This is a genomic window from Clostridium cavendishii DSM 21758 (assembly GCF_900141845.1).
Lineage (GTDB): Bacteria > Bacillota > Clostridia > Clostridiales > Clostridiaceae > Clostridium_AG > Clostridium_AG cavendishii.
This window is the reverse complement of sequence record NZ_FQZB01000007.1, coordinates 133,235-155,046: the sequence shown is the minus strand read 5'-3', so window position 1 is coordinate 155,046 and position 21,812 is coordinate 133,235. Positions and strand designations below refer to the sequence as shown.

Here is a 21,812-nt window from a genome sequence, read left to right as displayed (position 1 = left end):
TTATTATAGATTTAACTTTATCTAATATACTTTAAAATAATTGAAAAATTTAAAAGAAAAAGGCGAAAAATTTTTGTCATGAAATCTTTAGAAAACGTTTTAAATCGGTATTTATAGTGAATATATTTATGTTGAGAATAGAAAATTATATCTTATTCTCTAAAATTAATAATTAGGAGGGAAAAACCTTGATTAAGGGAAAATTATTTAAAAGTACCTTGTCAAAAGTTGTTGCTTGTACAATTGCATTATCTGCAATAATGCCAGTGACTGCTAAGGCTACTACTTTAAGTAGCCAAAATACTAAAAAAACACTTACACAAACTCAAACTTCTGTAGGAAACAAAAGAATAGTTGCATACTTTACTGAATGGAGTGTTTATGCAGGTCATAATCAATATTACATTTCTAATATTCCATGGGATAAAGTAACTCATATTAATTATGCTTTTGCAACTATTAAAGATGGAAAAGTAGCAGTATTTGACGATTGGGCAGCTAATGGAATCACTTTTGGACAATCTTGGGACTCACCTTATAATGGCAACTTCGGACAAATAAAAAAATTTAAAGAAAAATATCCAAATACTAGAGTCTTAATTTCTGTTGGTGGCTGGTCACAATCTGCTGGCTTTCATGATGCTGCTGCAACTCCAAAAAGTAGAAAGAAATTTGCAGCTAGTGCTGTTGATTTCATACGTACCTATGGTTTTGATGGAGTTGATATAGATTGGGAATATCCTACTTTTAAGAGAGAACCTGATAAAAATGATAACCCAAATGATCAAGGAACTCCAAATGCAGATGACAGCGAAAAACAAACCTTTACTTTACTACTTCAAGACCTAAAAACAGCTTTAACCGATGCTGGTAAAACTGACTCAAAATACTACGAACTAAGTGCTGCAGTAGGCTCTGGTAAAGACAAAATTGAAAAAACAGAACCTGATAAATATTCTAAGTATTTAGATTTCATTAATGTTATGACTTATGATATGAGAGGTGCTTGGGATAATAAAACAGGTCTTCAATCTCCTCTTTACAAAAATCCTAATGATACTGCCAGTCCATTAATTAAAGACTACTATAATGTAGATGCATCATTACAACTATTCCAAAATTATGGTATACCAAAAGATAAGCTTATAGTTGGCTCCCCTTATTACTCAAGAGGATGGACAGGCGTTAAAAATGATGGCCCTATTAAAGAATTGCCTGGATTATATGCTTCAGCTACTGGAGGTGCACGAGGAGCTTGGGATGGTGGTGTACCAGCCGGCTGTAACCCATATTATAAGGTTCAAGAAATGGAAAAAGACTCTTCTTTCAAAAAATACAGAGAACCTTACTCCCAGTCTCCCTATCTATATAGTGAATCTAGAGGTGAGATGTATACCTATGAAGATGAGATAAGTTTAAATGCAAAGATTAGTTATGTTAACCAAAATAATTATGGTGGAATAATATTCTGGGAGCTTTCTGGTGATGCTCCAATGAAAGGTTCAACACTAACAAATATTATTTATAATGGTTTCAAAGATAATTTAAGACCACCTGTTTTTGATGCTGAGCCAATAACTCCATCAATTTCTACAACCACAGTTTCTCCTGAGGGTAACTATACTATAACTGCAAATATAAAACAATATAGCAATGCAAATACTGTAAAAATATTTGAAGGTTCTAATGTTATTTTAGAACAATCTATAGATAATTTAAATGCTACTACTATTTCAAAAACTATATTTTTAAAAGCACCAGGCTCTTATAAATATACTGTTCAATTATTAAACAAATTTGGCTCATCAACAAGTAAAGAAATAACTGTTGTTGTACCACCTTGTACTTTACCTCCAACAATAGGTGGCATTATATATCCATCAATCTCTGTGGACAATTCTGTTAACAGTGGTAACTACAATATTTCTATAGTTCTTCAGGAAAATAATAAAGCTGATACTTTAATTCTGTACGAAAATGATAAATTAATCTCTACTGATAAAGTAGATGGCACGTCTTCTCAAACTATAAAGAAAACCTTTTCCAGTAAAGCAGATGGTTTTTATAATTATAGGGCAGAATTAACCAATGTTTCTGGAGGTAAAGCCGTAGGTGGAACTATGCAAGTAGAAGTAACGCACCTTTCTACCACTGAAATAGCAACTGACAAGCCAGCCCTACCAAATCTTTCAACAAATAATTGGAATGGTGCAAGTACTTTTACACTTACCATGAATTCTTACTGGGGTAACAATGGTACTATGGTCAAACTCTATGAAAACGGCAAAGTAATAAAACAACAAAGACTTGAAGATAAAACTCCAACTGCTCAAATAGTTAATTTCGATATAAATAATAAAGAAAAAGGAAGCTATAATTACTATGTTGAATTATCTAATTCAAAAGGCACTTCAACAAGTAATATTCTATCAATTACAGTTAATTAATCTATAAAGTTAATAAATATAAAAAGTGGATTTATTAAAATCCACTTTTTTGTATACTCATTTTATTAGTCATATTTGGTAAAATCATTTTTTAACCCTTCTATTATTTTTAATAACTTCTCTTGCTCTTTCTTATATTCCTCTTGCCTTTCCATCAATACATCCAACTTATAATGTAAATCTTCTACTATAATCTCAGACTTTAAATTAACAAGATAGTCATTTGCAGCAGTTAATCTATCTCTTTCTGATTGACGATTTTGTGACATCATAATTATAGGTGCTTGTATTGCAGCAAGACATGATAATATTAAATTTAAGAATACAAATGGATATGGATCAAAAGCTTTCTGATTTAAAACAACAGCATTTCCTACAATCCAAACCAATAATATAAATCCAAAAGTAATGATAAAGGTCCAACTACCGCCAAAGGCAGCTATCTTATCAGCAGTTTTTTGTCCTAATGTTAGATTTTCATCATGTGCATTATTTATATTACTTGATATTTTTCCACTAATAAGCTCATGTAGTAAATCTTCATCAATATTACTACCTTTTAAGTCTTTATCTTTTTTTAATATTTCTCTTACTAAATCTTCTTTACTATAAAAACTTATATCCTTCATATAAAATTCTCCTTAATATTATAGTTTCATTTTTAATTTATGTATTTTTATATTATCTTATTAATTACTTTTATCGTAACTTATGATTATCAAGTTAAAAATAATATTCCTACTAATAAACACTATAGTATTATTTTTAACTTAATAATATAAAAATGAAAAGTGTATATTTTTTATCTATATTAATTTTAATCTAGCATATTCTAGGTATGATTTCACCCTCAGCCATTCCTAAAATTCTGGTGCCATTAATTGCAGTTTTTAGATATACTTGTTCAGTACTATCTCTTATTACCTCCCCTATTATAGTTGCATCCTTTCCTAGTGGATTATTTCTCATAACTTTAATAATATTATCAGCATCTTCACTAGAAACTATCAGAACAAGCTTACCCTCATTTGCTATATATAATGGATCAAGGCCCAATATCTCACAAACAGCTTCTACTTCATTCTTTATTGGAATACTTTTTTCCTTTAATACTACACTTACTTGCTTTTCTTGTAGTATTTCATTCAGATTAGTTGCTAATCCTCCCCTAGTTATGTCCCTAATAAATTTCACTTCTTTACTTACTTTTAATATATCTTCAATTAATAAATGTAGTGAATTACAATCACTTTTTATTTGTGAGTCAAAATTTAACTCAGTTCTTTGACATAGTATGGTTATACCATGATCACCTAAAGTACCACTTACAATAACTTTATCACCAGGTTTTATATTTGTACCAGTTAAATTAAAATCATTTTTAATTATTCCTATCCCAGTAGTATTAATATAAAGCCTATCCCCCCTACCTTTTTCCACTACCTTTGTATCCCCAGCAATTATCTTTACTCCACATACCTTTGCTGTTTCTGACATAGATGTAACAATTCTCTCTAAATCACTAAGCTTTAATCCTTCTTCTAATATAAAACCAACTGTAATATAAAGGGGTGTTGCTCCACTTACAGCTAAATCATTTATTGTTCCACATATAGATAACTTACCTATATCTCCTCCTGGAAAAAATATTGGATTTATTACATAAGAATCTGTAGTAACAGCAATTTTACCATTTAACTCTTTAACTATACTTGAATCTCCTTGCTGCATAAGTATTTCATTAGAAAAATGTTTATAAAATATCTTATTAATAATCTCATGTGTACTTTTCCCGCCCTCTCCATGAGATAATGTTATAATCTCCATATTCCCCTCACCTCTCACTACATTTATATAAATCACTCAACTTCTCTCTTTCAACTATATCTTATCTGAATATCTATAATATACTCCGCAGCATCCCTCTCTAGATACCATACAAACACCTATAGGATTATTAGGAGTACATTGTTTACCAAAAAAACTACAATCTACTGGAGTTTTTTTGCCTTGTAGTATCTCTCCACAAATACATCCTTTTAAAGCTACACTTTCCTCTATTTTCAAACTAAACTTTATCTCTGCATTATATTCACTATATTTGTCATCAATTGCTAAACCACTATTTTCTATTAATCCAATTCCTCTCCATATACTGTTAGAAACCTTAAAAACATCGCTCATTAATTCTTTAGCTTTTTCGTTCCCATTGTACTTAACAAATCTACCATAAATATTTTTAAAATTATATTTGTTCTGTTTTATCATATCAATCAATAAATAAATTGCTGCCATAACATCCTTATCATCAAATCCAGATATAACTGCTGGTATATTTAATTCATCACTAATAAAATAAAAATCCTTTTCTCCAATTATAGTACTTACATGTCCTGGACAAATAATTCCATCTACCTTAACTTCCTTATCCTTAAGCAACATTTTTATAACTTCAGGCATTGTTTTTAATGAACTAAACACACTAAAATTCTTTAAGTTTAAATCATGGCCCTTCTTTATAGTAAGGGCAATTGTTGGAGCTGTAGTTTCAAAGCCTATTCCCAAAAATACAACTTCCTTATTAGGATTTTTTTTAGCTATATTTATAGCCTCTAATGGTGAATAAACAACTCTTATATCACTCCCTAAAGCTTTGCGAATTTTTAAGGATTCTTTGGTTCCTGGTATATTAATCATATCTCCAAAAGTCGTTATTATTATATCTTCTCTCTTACTTAACTCAATTGCTACATCTATATATCCTTGATTTGTAACACACACTGGACAGCCTGGCCCACTAATTAATTTTATGTTACTTGGAAGTATCTTTTTTATACCACTCCTTAAGATTGACATAGTATGAGTTCCACAAATCTCCATTATGATTATATCTTTATCTATTTCTATTGATTTCATAGTTCACCATCCTCAATAGAAAAAATTTGTTCAAATAATTCTTTTGTTTTTTCGCCTTGTATTTTATCCATCTTTTCTATAGCACAACCGGCGTGTACAAGAACATAATCTCCTAATTTAACTTCTTCTAAAAGAGACATATTAACTTGAATGCTTACACCTTTATAGCATACAATGGCTTCATCCTCATGTAATTCTATAACCTTCAGAGGAACTGCAATGCACATATCTTTAATTCAACTCCCTTTCATTTGCTATTACTAATTGACCTAAGGAAATACCACCATCATTACAAGGTATTTGCTTATTAATATAAACTTCAAAGTTTTTCTTCTTTAAAATATTATATATTCCTTCTAAAAGGATTTTGTTTTGAAATACCCCACCACTAAGTGCAACCTTTTTTATTCCATAAACTTGTGATAACTTTGAGCATAAAGTAACTGTAAACTCAATTACGGTATTATGAAACTTCATAGAAATAATATGTTTTGCAACTTGCAATTTTAAATCTTGAATTATACCTTTAATAATTTTATCTGTATTTATAATATATTTTTCATTTATTAGCTGTATATCAAAATCATAACTTGTATTAATTCTAACATCTGATATATTTTCTAAATAAATAGCTGCTTCACCTTCAAATGTACTTTTTTTATTAAAACCTAACATATATGAAACCGCATCAAATAATCTTCCCATACTTGATGTATAAGGACAATTCACATCCTTTTTAATCATATCAATATATAATTGTTCTTTTTTAGATATTGCTTGACTACGATTGAATAAACTCAATATATTAGTATTACTTATACAACTGTCATCCTCTTTATACAACATATATAAATAAGAGATAGCCATTCTTATTGGTTCTATAGCTGCTTTGTCTCCTCCAGGCATCTTTACTTTATTCAAATGTCCAACTCTTTTGAACTCTCTACAGTTAGTTATTAAAAATTCTCCTCCCCATATAGTTCCATCCTCTCCATAACCTGAACCATCATAAACAATTCCAATAACTTTATCTTTTATTCTATTCTCAAAAAGAACACTAACAATATGTGCATGATGATGATAAACGCCTACCATTTTCCCCTTGAACCTATCCACATATAAGTTAGAAAAGATACTCGGATGATTATCATAAACTATTAGTTTTGGATTTATATTATAAATGCTTAATAAATTTCCCATAGCTTTATCATATCTATTTAAAGTTTCTAAATTATCCAAATCACCTATATACTGACTTAAAATTATATTTTCATCCTTACAAAAGCAAAAATTATTTTTTAAGCACGGACCAAAACTTAAGCTTTCTTTAAAATTTTCACCTTTCAAATATGTTGGTGCATACCCTCTTGCTAATCTGATAACTCTTTCTTCACCCAAAATAACTCTAGTTACAGAATCATCAACCGCAGTATATATATATCTATCATGTATAAGACAGTAATCCACTATATCAAATAAATTATCTATAGCTTGTTTATTTTCATATATTATAGGCATACTATTAAGATTGGCACTTGTCATAATAAGTACCTCTAAGTCATCATCAAAAAGCAGATAATGTAATGGCGTATACGGTAATATAATACCTAATGTCTTATTGTTAGGTGCTATATTACTAGGGAGTATATCTTCTCTTCTTTCTAATAACACTATAGGACTTTTATTGCTTGTTAATAACTTTTCTTCCTCAATTGACACAATACAATATTTCTTTACTGTTTCAATATCCTTAAGCATTATTGCAAATGGTTTTCTAGGTCTATGCTTTTTTTCTCTAAGATGCTTAATTACTTCTTCATTTTTTCCGTCACATACTAAATGAAAACCACCTATACCCTTAATTGATAATATTTTACCTTCTTTTATAAATTTAATTGCTTCCCTAATTGGGTCCTCCGTATTTACCTTATCCCCAAATTTATCAACTAATTCCAACTTAGGACCACACTCTGGACAACAATTAGGTTGTGCATGAAATCTTCTATCTAATACATTTTTATATTCCTCATTACAACTCTTACACATTTTAAAAAAGCTCATAGTTGTACACTTCCTATCGTAAGGAAGTATTTTTATTATTGAATATCTTGGTCCACAATTTGTACAATTAGTAAATGGATATCTATATCTCTTATTTTTTTTATCTTTAATATCTTCATAACAAGCTCTACAAATACCCAAATCAGGTGAAATAAATGTAAGTCCTTCACTTGATTTAAGACTTTCCCTTATTTCAAATGTTTTATAACTTTGTACTACCTTGTCTTCTATAATCATTTTTTCAATATTTAAAAGTTCTGGTCCATTTTCTTTTAATTCTCTAATAAAACTATCTATTGAAGCTTCTCCGCCTTCAACATCTATAATTACTCCTATACTACTATTTTTTATAAAGCCTTTTAAATCATTTTCCATTGCTATTTTATATACAAAAGGTCTAAACCCAACGCCTTGCACCAGTCCACTTATCAATATATATTTTCTAATCATAAATACTCAAATCCTATCTATAAGTTCACTTGCAATTATCAATTATTTTTTACTAATTTGCTTTCTAAGTAATTGCAAAATTCACTAATTCCTTCTCCACTCCGTGCCGATACTAAAAACACCTTTATATCTTTATTTAATAAATATATATCTTCATAAAACTCATCTAAATTAAAATCTGTAAACTCAATAATATCCATCTTATTTAAAACAACAGCATCTGACTGCTTAAATATAAATGGATATTTAAGAGGCTTATCATTTCCTTCTGTAATACTTAATACTGTTATTCTTTTATCTTCTCCTAAATCATAGGACGCTGGACATACTAGGTTTCCTATATTCTCTATAAAAAGTACATCTAACTTTTCTATATTCATAGCTTGTATAGACTCTTCTACCATTGCAGCATCTAAGTGACATGCTCCACAAGTATTTATTTGAACAACAGGAATTCCTTGTCCCTCTATTCTCATCCCATCTTTTGTAGTATATAAATCTCCTTCTATAACACCAATTGACACCTTATCTTTCATATTCCTTATTACTTTTTCAAGAATTGAAGTCTTCCCAGCCCCAGGAGAACCAAATATATTTAGAGTCACTAATCCTTTTTCTTTTAATAACCTTCTATTTCTTTCTGCAAATTCTGTATTAGATTGTAGTATTCTTTTTTTCACTTCTATACTCTTCATCCTCTTCTCCCTCTATCCTTTCTATCATTAATTCAAAGCCTTTTATTTCCTCTATAACTATTTTTGCATCTTTACATTTTGTTCCTTTACTTATAGCCTCAAATGCAAACTTAAGAGAAGCTTTATCTATTCCATTAAAGCTTCCCACCTTAATAACTATTAGTGTTACATTTTTAAGCTTGTATAAATTTATATTCTCTTGTACTATTTCATATATTTCAAATGCTATAGATGCTTCATGCATTGAATTCTCCTTTTTTGATATATTCTAAAATAATTTCATATACCTCTTCGCAAATTTGTTCAAAACTTTCCTTTATTTCTTGAGAAATATCTAAACTAAAACTTACTTCTATAACTTCAATGCCTAAAATAACTCCTTTTACCTCTATATCCAAATTTTCAATCAATGAAAGTAAACTCATATCGTGTATAGACAATGAATTATTTTTATATTTTGAAGCTTCCTCTAATGAAATTTGAGTTATTTCTCCAGCCTTTTTCCCTAATAAAGTACTATCTATAATAAATAAAAAATCACCATTATCTATATTATCTAATGCATAGTTAACATCTGTTTCTGCTTGTATGCATTTTATATTTAAATTCAACTTATTTATTTTATCTTCAATTTTCTGAATAACCTTAACACCTACACCATCATCACCCATTAATAGATTTCCTATACCAATAATCTTAATCATTAAACAATCCTCATACTAAAATCCTCAAATCTATCACTTATAATATGAGTTGCACAGGAAATACATGGATCAAAGGATCTTATTATCCTACCTACCTCAAAAGGATTTTTTGCATCCTCCACATAAGTTCCAATTAAAGATTTTTCTATTACTCCTTTATTGCCTTTAGAATCTTCGGGAGATATATTCCACCCTGATGGTGTTATGATATTATAGTTTTTAATTTTTTTCCCTTCAATACTTATCCAGTGGGCTAAAGCTCCCCTTGTAGTGTCCCTAGTTCCAACTCCACTAGATATTTCAGGTATTTCCCATTTTTGCTGAATCACAGGTTTAAGCTTAACCTTGTCTATAAGGTTTTCCACTATATCACATACCTTTATAAGCTCTATAACTCTAGCCATAGTTCTATCCAAAGTTGCTATTCCACTAGTATATTCCCCATTTATCCATAGTCTAGCTAATGGCCCTACTTCCATAGGAAGTCCCTTATATCTAGCTGCCTTAATCCAAGTATACGCATCTTTTTTGTTTGTATCAGGCTGCCAATTACTATCTTTATTTGTTAACACCGCTTTAGTATCTGAATAATAAGAATAAACAATATCCTCATCTATTTTATTTACATCAAAATCCTCTCGTACATTATTTATAATAACTCCACTTTTCACATAAGGTTTGGGAGTATTAAATGGCATATCAAAAGCTCCATAACTTAAAAAATTACCATAACTCTTTCCATTTCTAAAATCCTCTGGATAATACTTTGCTATTATATTTGCATCTTCAAGCATTATATTTTGTGCAAAATCCTTAATTGAAAACATCATGGATTTAAGTTCAATTATTTTTGATGCATCAATATTAACAGTTGCACCTCCTACAAAAATACCATGAGCATGAGGAGCTTTTCCTCCTAAAAGTGCAAGCATTTTATGTCCTAGTCTACTAAATTTAAAGGATTCAATATAATGATTATTTAAACGTTCATTAATTTCTTTTGGAAGTTTATACCTAATTCCATGTATATTCTTAGCTGGTTCGACATTTATAGGCACATAATCAGGTACTGTAAACTGATAAAAATGTCTTATATGATTTTGTAAAAACTCGCATCCATGCATTATTTGTCTTAATATACTTCCATTTTCATCTGGAACAACTTTCAAAGCATCTTCTAAAGCAGTAGCAGCTACAAAACCATGAGCAGTAGAACATATACCACATATTCTTTCAGTAAAGTAAATAGAATCAAAAGGTGATCTCCCCTTTAGCATTTCTTCAAAACCTCTAAATAGAAATCCAGTATTCCTAGCATCAATTACTGTATTTTTTTCTATAGTAACCTCGATTTGCATAAAGCCACTTATTCTTGTAATAGGATTTATTATAACTTTTTCTTTCATATCATAAGCTCCTATAAATTAATAAAGGGTTCCATTGCATCAGGAAAACCCTTATTTACACAACCAATACAAGGGGTATTATCTTCTACTGGCCAATTTATCCTATCATTCCATTTTCTTATGGGACAATCTGATCTTGTAATTGGTCCTCTACAACCCAAATTGAATAAACACTCTTTATCTCCAAGCTTAGTTGCAAAAATTTTTTTGTCAAAAAATGATCTCCTCGAACAATAAGTGTGTATGGTTGCATCATATAAAAACAGAGGCCTTCCCTCTGCATCCAACTCAGGTAAACCATGTGAAATCAAATGTGCTATAGTACTGATTACCCATTGAGGATTAGCAGGACACCCTGGAATTCTTATAACTTTTTGTTGAAGAAAATCTGGTACGCTTTTACTTAAAGAAGGGTTAGGTCTTGCTGCTGATATTCCTCCATAAGAAGCACATGTGCCAACTGCTAGAACATACTTTGCCTTTCCTGCTGCAAGAGTTACCGCCTCAGCTGCTGAAATATTCTTGCCATTATAATTAGCCACAATATTGTAAAGCCCATTATCTCTTGTAGTTATAGAACCTTCTACTGCTAAAATAAATTCTGTATCTAAAGTTTCAAGAAATTTTTCAAAAGCTTTATCTCCCTCTGCTCCCATAATACTATTGTTATAAGTCATAGTTACCATTTGAGTTAAAAGATATGGAACATCAGGATTATTAGCATCTAAAAGTGAAATTATATTTCCAGAGCAACCGCAAGCCTCTAACCAAATAAGATTTAACTTTTTATCAGTTTCTACTTTTGTTAAAGCTGACGTTATTACTTCTCTTTGACATACTTTTCTTGCCAATATAACACCTTCCTAAGATTTAATGTTTAGACATATAAAAAAAATAGATTTTATATGCTCTAATAAAATCTATTTTTTCAATATTAGTTTTATACATTAAATAAACTATTTTAGTAATTATCTCACTACAACTTTATTTCCTGTTTCTTTTAAGACTATATTTACCAATGTATCTATAAATTTTTCTGGTTCGTTCCTCCATACATCATGTCCTGAGTGTTCAAACCAAATATTTTTTTTACTAGGAGCATTTAATAAATTGTAATACTCTTCTGCTAATTCTGTAGGTGCATTAACATCATGCCGTCCCTCAAAAAAATATACTGGAACATCTATTTTTTTAGCTTGCTTACGAAAATCTACATCATATAATTTAGGATAAAAATTATTCATAGACTTCACTAATCCCCTAAAATAATTAACCTTATCATATAATCCATATTCAGGTCCTGCTATATCACTAAATGTATTGTAGTTACTATTTGAAATAGCCGGATTTTTAACCATATAATTGGTAATATACATTAAATAATTCTTTTGTTTCATTAATGCATTTTCTTCATAATAAGGTGGTGGTCCTTGAGTTTCTAATTTTTTAATCAACTTATTATCATTACGCTCTTTCGCAAGCTTAAGTACAAAATTATAATCTAATTTCTCTGTTTCTTTAAAATCAACCATCTGACCAGTCCCTATAAATGCATAAAATAACTCTGGATGCTTTTGTGCAAGTAATATTCCTAAGGCACTTCCCCATGATTCTCCTACTACATAAATCTTATCTTTATTAAATTTCTTACATAAATACTTTGTTAGTTCATAAGCATCAGAAACATATCTTTCAGTGCTTAATTCAGTATGTGAGGACACTGCATTATAAGATTTACCAGAACCAGGTTGATCCCAATTCACAACAATAAAATGCTCTTCTAAATCTTTAAGTTTATCCCTTGTTGCAGCCATTTGTGTTCCACCTGGACCACCTGCTAAAAATAATAATAGTGGCTTATCTGTACTCTTTCCACGTATGCTAATCCATTCATTTTTCCCATTGATATTTACTTTTTCAAGTTTAGCTATACTATTAGGAATTACTTTCCCATCTGCCCCTAGGATAGCTGGTGTATAAACTAATTGTTGTGACCCTACTGTAGCTAAACCAATTAATACTGTTGTTATTAATAAAAAAATAGTTTGTTTTTTAAGTCTTGCTCCCCATATTTTAATTCTATATCTTTTTTTCTTTCTCAGTGCAGTAACCGCTGTAAAAATTAATGTTATTAAAATAATTATTATTGAAATAATAAAGGCTATTATTAAAACTCCAGCTATTGCTAACTCTATTTTTACAGCTATCATAGTATTAGTTAGATGTGGTCTAATTAATGCTATATAAATAGTGATAGTAATTATTGCACTTATAAATACATATATCCATTTTCTTATACAATAATTTCTTTTTTGCTTATTTGTATTTTCTTTTACCCCTGCTTCCATGTTATACTCCCTTCATTTTTAACAAAATATTGTCAAATCAATTACCATATATTGTTTATTTTTATTATACCAAAAAAATACAAATTAGTGCCCTAACCAAAGTTAGGGCACTAATTTATATTTCACCAAGCTCTTTTGCTTTTTCAATAGCTTGTATTCTATTCTTCACATATAATTTACTATATATATTATTAATATGCCATTTTACAGTTCCTATGGTTATATGTAATACTTTACTAATTTCATCATTACTCTTTCCAACTGCAATAAGCACTAGTATTTCCTTTTCTCTTTCTGAAAGCAATAAACTTTTATTACTATTAGATTTTTCATGATTTTTTGATATTATATTTTTGTACAAATCATTATCAATACCTTCTAATAAATGTATAGACTTAAGTTTAAATAGATAAAGACCTGCACTAACACCGTAGTCTTTATAAATGCAAACTGCTTCTTCAAGACTTTCTAATGCTTCTTTTTCACACTTATCTCTATAATTAAATTCACAAAGTAAGATTAAAAACACTTGAATATAAGGAATTAGTTTAATATTCTGTAATCTTTCTAAAACTTCTTTTAAAGCTTCTTTATTAATAGCATTACTTACTCCCCTTAATGTAAGATAAGCTAATGTTTGAATAAGAAGTATATTACTTCTTGTACCACTTTTACTATATTGCAATTCAAGCTTTTCAATGTCTGCTTGTATTTGTTTATAATCACTTTCTTCTGTAGTAATTACTCTAAATATTGAAATAATAAAATCAGTCTTAATATAATGCATATTTCCAAGACTATTTATTGCTTGATTTAAAACTTTTTTCATTCCATCCTTATCTTTTAATATACTATAAGACTTGAATAAGTATAATTCAACTATCCCATACATATGAAAAAGATTAGATTTGTTAATAATTAACCCAGCAATCTCTAAATTTTCAATAGCTAAGTTAGGCTTATTCATTTCGTAATAACACATTCCAAGAGGCAAATGTATTAACTTCCAAAAATCGTCTGTCTCATTTTTAAAGCTATCTACCATAAATAATAATTTGTTACTCTCATCAATAACTTTATAAAACTCTCCAATCTTATACCTAGTAAGCATTTCATTAACGAAGGCTATTGCTGATGGAAAATTTAAATTACGAGAATAGAATAACTGATATGACTGTGAAAACATCAAAATAGCATCTTTGTAAATTCCTTTATTAACAAGAATTTGAGCATATGTTAATTTAGCATTAGCCATGATAAAGCTAGTATCCCCTTCATTTAAAATATCAATGGCTAACTTAGAATATTTAATATCATTTTTACCACCATTTAAAAATTCTATAAATCCACTTAAAGAATAATAACACGATTGTTCATAATCATTACAAAATTTTTTTTGATCAATACAATTTAAAATAGTACTTAGTTCAGCATTATCACCACTTAATATAGCAAGCCATGCTTTAACAAGCTTAGGAAATTCTTTTTTAGATTTTGATACATCTATATCTTTAATTATCTGATAATAAGTAAATAAATTTTCTGAACAAATATTCTTTTCAATATTTCTATCAAAAAAGCTAACTGTATCTTCTTCATTGATAAATTTTTCAAAGTTATTTTTAAAATTATTATTTATTAGCAAATCTTTTTACTCCATTCATAAATTTTAATAAGTTATTTAAGATATATTAATTTATTTTTTATAAAATTAACAAATTTCAAACACCCTTATCATTCCTAAATTATCATATTAATCCTTAAACTTCAACATAATTAATTTCCTAATAAATATTTTATATAGTTGTTACCCTGTGTGAAATTTTTAAATTTCTATCAACTAATACGTATAATATTTTTATTAATTATAAAATATTAATTAACCTTATTATATTCTCAGCTGTGTTTTCAATATTTTTCTTTCCATCTGCTAATGCTTGCTCAATAGAAGTTGCACCTTTCATAATGCCAAATATTGAATCTATTCCTTTCGTATATAATATATCTACACCTTCTCCAACTCTTCCCGCTAAGGCAACAACTGGCTTATTATATTTTTTAGCAACCGTTGCAACTCCTAAAGGTGTTTTGCCATATTGAGTTTGAAAATCAATGCTTCCTTCTCCAGTCCACACCATATCTGCATTTTTAATTTTTTCTTCTAAAGCTGCATATTGAATTACTAATTCTACACCTCTTTTAAGCTTTACATCTAAAAAGGCCATAAGTCCTGCACCTAAGCCCCCAGCTGCTCCAGCTCCTTTTACATCAATAATATCTTTGCTAAGTTGCTCTTTTATAATTTTGGCATAATGCTTTAAATTATTATCAAGTATTTCTATCATTTCAGGTGTTGCGCCCTTTTGCCCGCCAAAAACCTTTGATGCTCCATTTTCTCCACAAAGAGGATTAGTTACATCACAAGCTACTTCTATAACAATATTTTTTAGTCTATCATCTAATTTAGCAGCATCAATTCTTACTAACTTTGATAATTCTCCACCACCAAAGCCTAATTCTTTGTTATCTTCATCTAAAAGCTTTCCACCTAAAGCTTGAATTACTCCTGTACCACCATCATTAGTTGCACTTCCACCAATACCTATTAATAACCTTTTTACACCTTTATCTAAACAATCTTTAATAAGCTGTCCTGCTCCATAAGTTGTTATTTTTAAAGGATTTCTTTCATTAATAGGAACTAAATGAATCCCACTAGCACTAGCCATTTCTAATACTCCTGTTTCTTCATCTCCAAGAATACCATAGCTTGCTTCAACTTCATTTCCTAATGGTCCAATTACTTTTGCTTTATAAATTTGACCATTAGTAGCATCAACTAGAGATTTCATCGTTCCCTCTCCAGCATCAGCCATAGGTACGTGAATACATTTTATATTCTTATTTGCCTTCTTTATTCCCTTTTCCATCGCTTCACAAGCTTCTTTCGCTGTCATGCTTTCTTTAAATGAATCTGGTGCTAAAACAATAACTAAATCTTTCTTCATTCTAACCTCACAAAAAACTATACTAAACTTTTTTTAATCTCCATTAAATATCTTTTTCTTATAACCAGAAAGTATATGCCTTGAACTATAATCATAATTAGTATAATTCTTATAGATGCTACTGATACATTAATATCCATAGCATATTTAAGCGCACTTATTGCAAAAAAGAAATGTATAATAGCAACTATATAAGGAATTAAGAACAATACTCCTATCTCAATGTTTAGTATCTTCCTTATTTCTTTATATGTTAAACCTATTTTATTTAGCTGCCTATATTTCTTTTTATCTTCAATAACATCCATATAACATTTATTATATAAGAAACTTGCTGTTGTTACAAAAAAGATAAGCCCTATAAATATCACACTAAATAAAATTACTCCATATGCTACTTTATTTGCTCTTAAAATATCACTTTTTATAAAATTATTATAAATTTCATTGCCATCTTTATGTCCAAATTCATTGTAATATTTATCACCTACATCCAATGTGTCCTTGTATTTTTTTAGATTAACCGCACCAAAATAACACTTATTCCCTTCTATACTTTTATATACCTCATCTTTAACTACATATACTTTCCCATAAAATTTAGGTATTATTCCATTATAAATAGCTCTTTTAATTTTAAGTTCTACATTATTTAAGTTAACATTTTCCGTTTTACTTTCACCTAAATACTCTATTACTATAGTCTCATTATCTCTAAAATCAAATATATCCATTGATAATGACGCTGCCAATTTTTTATAGGTACCTTCTTTAATAACAACTATTCTTTCTGTTTCTTTCTTTTGAGAAATAATTTTCATTTCATCAGTAACCTTACTATATTGCATTCCTTTAATATTTAATGAATTACTTATAAAATTTACTTTCTCATCAATTTTACTTTTATTATTATATATATCAGAAATAAAAAATGCTTGTGGAAAAATCTTGTCTATTTGAGCTTCCTTATCCATCCAATAAGCATATACTGATCCCGTTGCAGAAAGTGCCACCGTTGAAGTTATTGTAATTAAAAAAAACATTCTTGTATTATCTTTTATTCTATATAGTAAATTTGATACCCATAACAATGTAGTTTTTTTCATATACATTTTTCTATTTTTTTTCATAACTTTAATCACGAAAACACTTAACTCAGAAAATAATAAGTATGTTGCTATAATTACCATTACAGTCACAGGTATCATTCTTCCCGCTAACGTTTTTTCACTGGCTGTAATTGAAAAATAATATCCTAAACTTAATAATAATATACACACAAAAACAAGAATATTAGATGATTTAGGTTCAGCTTTTGGCTTTTTAGTCCCTTTAAGTAACTTTAAAACCATATCTTCTTTTATAATAAATGAACAAAATATTGAAATTACTATTCCTATTAATAGAAAACCAATAAAAGTAATAATCATAGCTTTAAATGGAATATAAAACCCAAGTGCATCAAGACCTAGAAGCTTCCCACTAGCTGCTAAAAGTATTTTTGAGAAAACTAACCCTAATAATATTCCAATGACTGAAGCTACTGAACTAATTATTATATTTTCAATACTTATCAGCCTTTGTATTTGCTTCTTGGATGCTCCTATAATATACAGTACTCCAAATTCTTTATATCTACTCTTTAAAAATACACTTACTGAATAAAAAACAAAGAAAGTTAAAAATAAATATGCAATAACCGTACTAATCCAAAGCGCTTTTATTAAATAATCAGAAAAAAGTTCTGTTTTAAAATTTGGATGTAATATAATCATAGTAAATGAAAACAGTAATGCAGCTGATATACTACTACTTAAAAAATAAGCAAAATACACCCTTTTATTTCTACTTACATTTTTACTTGCAAACTCCTTAAAATTCATTAATTTTCGCCTCCTAGTAATGCAAGCACATCTATAATTTCTTGATAAAACTGTTGTCTACTATCTCCCTTATAAATTTCATTATATATACTTCCATCTTTTATAAATAAAATCCTACTACAATAACTTGCTGATAATGGATCATGCGTTACCATCATTGTTGTTACCTTTTCTTCTCTATTTATTTTCTCAAATAACTCCATTACAGTCTTAGCTGCTTTTGAATCTAAATTTCCAGTTGGCTCATCAGCTAATAGTAACATAGGATTATGTATTATAGCTCTAGCAATTGCTGTCCTTTGAGCTTGACCTCCTGATATTTCAAAAGTTCTCTTATTAATTAATGATTCTATTTTGAGTATTTCTGATATTCTTTTAAGTGCTTCATCCTGCTCGTTAACATTTATTCCATCCAATGTAAGAGGAAGAAGTATATTTTCTCCAACAGTTAATGTATCTAATAAATTAAAATCTTGAAATACAAAACCTAATACTCTACGCCTAAATAAGGCTAAATCATCCCCCTTAAGCTTAAACGGATTTTTATTATTTATTTTTACTTCTCCTGAGGTTGGTTTATCTACCGTTGAAATCATATTTAATAATGTTGTCTTGCCACTTCCTGAAGGTCCCATTATTCCTATAAATTCACCCTCTTCTATATTAAAACTTACATTATTTAAGGCATTGAACATAACCCTTGTTCCATATACTTTGCTTAAATTATTAACCTCTAAAATATTCATCTTTTATTCTCCTCTATCTTGTTAGAATAATAACCTTTGTTAAAACTAATATTCCAAGTAAGCTTCCAACAATTATCCTATATATTGCAAACCCTTTCATAGGCTTTCTCTTTAAGTAATCAATAAATTTCTTAATTACTACTAAAGATACTAAAAATGCTACAACAAATCCTAGTATTAATGAAGCCCATAATGTCAAATTCATTATTGAATAATCAAATTCAAATAAATCCTTACAGGTTGCTCCTATCATAGCTGGAATAGCTATGAAAAAAGAAAATTCAGCAGCTATAGGTGTTGATAAACCACCTATCCATCCCCCCATTATTGTAGATGCACTTCTTGACATCCCTGGCCACATACTAAGCAATTGAAATAATCCAACCTTAAATGCTTGCATAGGTTTTATTTCATCTATACTTTGAACCTTTTTAGTTTTATTTCTAAACATATTTTCAATTATTATTAGTAGCAATCCCCCAACTATAAAACCTATTATTACAGCTTCTGGCACAAACTTTGATTTTATTGTTTTATATATTGAAATACCTGCAACCCCCATTGGAATACATGCTATAATAACATTTATTCCAAATTTAAAGCCTTTTTCTCCCTTTTTTCCTTTAGTAAATATAAATTTAAAAAATTCTACAATACTATCTTTAATCTTATTCCAATATAAAACGACTACTGCCATTATTGCTCCAAGTTGAATTACTACTTCAAACATCTTTGCAAATTCTCCTTTGAAGCCAATTGCCCATCCAACTAATATCATATGCCCTGTTGAAGATACTGGAATGAATTCTGTTATCCCTTCTACCACAGCTATTATAACTGCCTTTAATATAAATAATATGTCCATTTGTTATCAACTCCTCATAAAATAATTATTTATGAATACAGTCTATAACAAGTATTTATTATGTACCATCTTCAAAGATTACATAAGTGTGACATACATGTAAGCTTTTATAATTTCTAAATTAGATTATCGCTTTAATAATATTATGAAAAGAGCCCTAACTTTAATTAAGTTAGAGCCAATTCTAAGGTATTATTGATATTTAAGAATTTTTTTATCTTCTCAACATTCTTTTCTGAAATTTGCATATTATAATATTTATCATCGATAATAAAACGAACCCTTTGCCCTCCATTTTCGTCTATAAAAAACTCAACTTTGGATAATGAGTTAATATTATAACAAAAAATGCCCCGAACATCTTCTTCATCTATAAATAGATAAAATATAATTCTAATATTAGATATGAATACTTCATAATGAAGATTCACCAAGCAACTTGGTAAACAAGCCATTCTCGGTAAACCTATAATATTTATGCCTTTAAAACTATAATGTACAATTTCATCTTCAATTAAAAAAACTTTTGCCATGTAACCCCTCCTAATTACATAATAAAGACTATACCATAGTTATCTAAACATTATTGTAACTTTTGTTCCTATATTAAAACTAGAATCTATATTTATTTCATGCCCTAAATTTTTGCATATTTCTTTTGCTATATATAGCCCCATACCTGTAGACTCTCCATATTTACGCCCATTTTCTCCAGTAAAAAAAGGATCAAATACTCTTTTTATGTCTTTTTTAGGTATTCCTATTCCATTATCACTAATACTCAAATTTATTTTTTTATTATCTTTAAAAGCCATTATAATAAGCTCTTGCCCCTCATGTTTTGAATACTTAATTCCATTAGAAATAAGTTGTTCTATTATAACCTTTAACCACTTCAAATCACTATATACAGTAATCCCTTTATCTATTTCCACCTTAGGAATTATTTTGTTTTTTATAAAACTCTTTTTCTCCTTATTAACAATTTCCATAACAACGCCTCTTAAATTAATTTCCTTTACTAAAAAATCCTTTTGAAAAGAATCCAGTCTTGCAAAATTAAGAGCCATATTTAAACCTTTATTCAATTTATTAACTTCTTCTTCTATACTTTCAGCCTTTTCCTCCCCTTCATACTCTTTTAACTGTAACTTTATAACTGAAAGTGGTGTCTTCATTTGATGTACCCATTGATTTATAAAAGTCAAATGCTCATTATGTATCTTATTATGTTTTTGTATTTCAGCTTCATATAATTCAAATTGCTTCTTAAAAATCTCTGAAATACTTTCACTTAAAGCAGAACCATCTAACTCCATGAAGACATCATTTTTAGCTTTTACTCCATCTTTTAAAAGCTTATATAACTTTTTATTTTTATAATAATTAAAACTAAAAAAAGATAATAGAATAAAAGTATTGAAGAAAATTATATAAATAATTTCGCTATACCCTATGAACCCCTTAATATTAGAATAGCCAATCGTTATTACTAAGCCTAAAAAGTATATAAAAATGTAACTACTATTGTTCTTTAAAAATAACCTCATGTTTTTTCCTACCAGGTTTTATTAAATCTATAACCTGCTCCTCTTATAGTCTCTATAGCATCTTCTACACCTAAACTTTGAAGTCTCTTTCTAATCCTACTAATATTAACGCTAAGTGTATTCTCCTCTACAAACTCAATATCATCCCATATCTTTTCTAAAAGAAAGTCTCTGCTAACTACCCTCGGATACTTTTTCATGAGACACTCTAATAATATCCCTTCTCTTTTAGTTATAATTACGCTATCATTATTAAACTCTAGTTCTAACCTCTCAGGATAAAATTTTAGTTTATCAAGCTCAACAATTCTCTCTTCTAATCTTGGTGCATAATCTCCAAAAGCCCTTCTTATATGACTTTTTATTTTTGCAATTATAACATCAAAATAGAACGGCTTTATTATATAATCATCTGCTCCACACTCTAAAGCCATAACTTGATCCATTCCACTATCTCTTGCAGATATAAATATTATTGGTACTTTTGATTGTTGTCTTATTTTTCTACACCAATAAAACCCATCAAATTTAGGTAGATTAACATCTAGTAATACTAAATCAGGATTATAATCATTAAAACCAGTTATTATTTCATCAAAGTTCTTTACAACCTTAACATCAAATCCATATTTAATTATATATTCTTGTAATAAAGAGCTTATTGACAAATCATCTTCTACTATATACACTTTGTATTTCATTTTATTTCTCCTTAATTTAGCATCATCCCTAT

At 28.7% G+C, this 21,812-nt stretch carries 20 protein-coding genes; 1 reads left to right on the top strand and 19 read right to left on the bottom strand.

Annotated features, from left to right (window positions below):
- Positions 1-188 precede the first annotated feature (188 nt).
- Positions 189-2,447: a glycosyl hydrolase family 18 protein gene (locus BUB01_RS07945; protein ID WP_143152469.1), complete on the top strand. Its 2,259-nt coding sequence runs from the start codon at positions 189-191 to the stop codon at positions 2,445-2,447.
- 65 nt (positions 2,448-2,512) lie between these two features.
- Here BUB01_RS07945 and BUB01_RS07940 read toward each other — a convergent pair whose 3' ends face one another.
- The 19 genes from BUB01_RS07940 to BUB01_RS07850 all read right to left on the bottom strand — a co-directional run bounded on the left by BUB01_RS07940 (position 2,513) and on the right by BUB01_RS07850 (position 21,780).
- A complete protein-coding gene (locus BUB01_RS07940; RefSeq protein ID WP_072986169.1) occupies positions 2,513-3,076 on the bottom strand; it encodes a DUF1003 domain-containing protein in 564 nt (187 codons plus the stop codon).
- A gap of 193 nt (positions 3,077-3,269) precedes the next feature.
- Complete coding sequence (hypE, locus tag BUB01_RS07935; RefSeq protein ID WP_072986307.1) at positions 3,270-4,274, bottom strand: hydrogenase expression/formation protein HypE; 1,005 nt, start codon at positions 4,272-4,274, stop codon at positions 3,270-3,272.
- Positions 4,275-4,328: 54 nt separating this feature from the next.
- Entirely contained in the window at positions 4,329-5,363 is a 1,035-nt protein-coding gene (hypD, locus tag BUB01_RS07930; RefSeq protein ID WP_072986168.1) for a hydrogenase formation protein HypD, read from the bottom strand.
- Positions 5,360-5,590 (bottom strand): HypC/HybG/HupF family hydrogenase formation chaperone, encoded by a 231-nt coding sequence (locus BUB01_RS07925; protein WP_072986167.1) that lies wholly within the window; start codon positions 5,588-5,590, stop codon positions 5,360-5,362. Before BUB01_RS07925 ends, hypD begins: the two co-directional genes overlap by 4 nt.
- A gap of 4 nt (positions 5,591-5,594) precedes the next feature.
- Complete coding sequence (gene hypF / locus BUB01_RS07920; protein ID WP_072986166.1) at positions 5,595-7,874, bottom strand: carbamoyltransferase HypF; 2,280 nt, start codon at positions 7,872-7,874, stop codon at positions 5,595-5,597.
- Between the two features lie 38 nt (positions 7,875-7,912).
- Positions 7,913-8,569, bottom strand: coding sequence for a hydrogenase nickel incorporation protein HypB (gene hypB, locus BUB01_RS07915; protein WP_072986165.1), 657 nt, complete (start codon positions 8,567-8,569; stop codon positions 7,913-7,915).
- On the bottom strand, positions 8,529-8,813 hold the full coding sequence (locus BUB01_RS07910; protein WP_072986164.1) for a hydrogenase maturation nickel metallochaperone HypA/HybF: 285 nt from the start codon (positions 8,811-8,813) through the stop codon (positions 8,529-8,531). The genes hypB and BUB01_RS07910 overlap by 41 nt, the downstream gene beginning before the upstream one ends.
- Positions 8,806-9,273, bottom strand: coding sequence for a hydrogenase maturation protease (locus tag BUB01_RS07905; RefSeq protein ID WP_072986163.1), 468 nt, complete (start codon positions 9,271-9,273; stop codon positions 8,806-8,808). Before BUB01_RS07905 ends, BUB01_RS07910 begins: the two co-directional genes overlap by 8 nt.
- Positions 9,273-10,679: a nickel-dependent hydrogenase large subunit gene (locus BUB01_RS07900; protein WP_072986162.1), complete on the bottom strand. Its 1,407-nt coding sequence runs from the start codon at positions 10,677-10,679 to the stop codon at positions 9,273-9,275. Before BUB01_RS07900 ends, BUB01_RS07905 begins: the two co-directional genes overlap by 1 nt.
- Before the next feature lie 11 nt (positions 10,680-10,690).
- On the bottom strand, positions 10,691-11,500 hold the full coding sequence (locus BUB01_RS07895; protein ID WP_242958385.1) for a hydrogenase small subunit: 810 nt from the start codon (positions 11,498-11,500) through the stop codon (positions 10,691-10,693).
- Between the two features lie 147 nt (positions 11,501-11,647).
- Complete coding sequence (locus BUB01_RS07890) at positions 11,648-13,027, bottom strand: alpha/beta fold hydrolase (protein ID WP_084108516.1); 1,380 nt, start codon at positions 13,025-13,027, stop codon at positions 11,648-11,650.
- 115 nt (positions 13,028-13,142) lie between these two features.
- The gene (locus tag BUB01_RS07885) at positions 13,143-14,672 is read right to left on the bottom strand and encodes a response regulator transcription factor (protein ID WP_072986160.1); all 1,530 of its coding nucleotides are present in this window, start codon (positions 14,670-14,672) and stop codon (positions 13,143-13,145) included.
- 220 nt (positions 14,673-14,892) lie between these two features.
- Positions 14,893-16,035, bottom strand: a complete 1,143-nt coding sequence (locus tag BUB01_RS07880) for a glycerate kinase family protein (protein ID WP_072986159.1) — start codon at positions 16,033-16,035, stop codon at positions 14,893-14,895.
- A gap of 17 nt (positions 16,036-16,052) precedes the next feature.
- The gene (locus tag BUB01_RS07875; RefSeq protein ID WP_072986158.1) at positions 16,053-17,918 is read right to left on the bottom strand and encodes an FtsX-like permease family protein; all 1,866 of its coding nucleotides are present in this window, start codon (positions 17,916-17,918) and stop codon (positions 16,053-16,055) included.
- Entirely contained in the window at positions 17,918-18,664 is a 747-nt protein-coding gene (locus tag BUB01_RS07870) for an ABC transporter ATP-binding protein (protein ID WP_072986157.1), read from the bottom strand. The genes BUB01_RS07875 and BUB01_RS07870 overlap by 1 nt, the downstream gene beginning before the upstream one ends.
- Positions 18,665-18,677: 13 nt before the next feature.
- Entirely contained in the window at positions 18,678-19,529 is an 852-nt protein-coding gene (locus tag BUB01_RS07865; RefSeq protein WP_072986156.1) for an undecaprenyl-diphosphate phosphatase, read from the bottom strand.
- Between the two features lie 167 nt (positions 19,530-19,696).
- Positions 19,697-20,062, bottom strand: coding sequence for a hypothetical protein (locus BUB01_RS07860; protein WP_072986155.1), 366 nt, complete (start codon positions 20,060-20,062; stop codon positions 19,697-19,699).
- Positions 20,063-20,101: 39 nt separating this feature from the next.
- Positions 20,102-21,079 carry a sensor histidine kinase gene (locus BUB01_RS07855; protein WP_072986154.1) on the bottom strand — a complete coding sequence of 326 codons (978 nt, stop codon included), beginning with the start codon at positions 21,077-21,079 and terminating at the stop codon, positions 20,102-20,104.
- A gap of 8 nt (positions 21,080-21,087) precedes the next feature.
- A complete protein-coding gene (locus tag BUB01_RS07850; protein ID WP_072986153.1) occupies positions 21,088-21,780 on the bottom strand; it encodes a response regulator transcription factor in 693 nt (230 codons plus the stop codon).
- Positions 21,781-21,812: the final 32 nt, after the last annotated feature.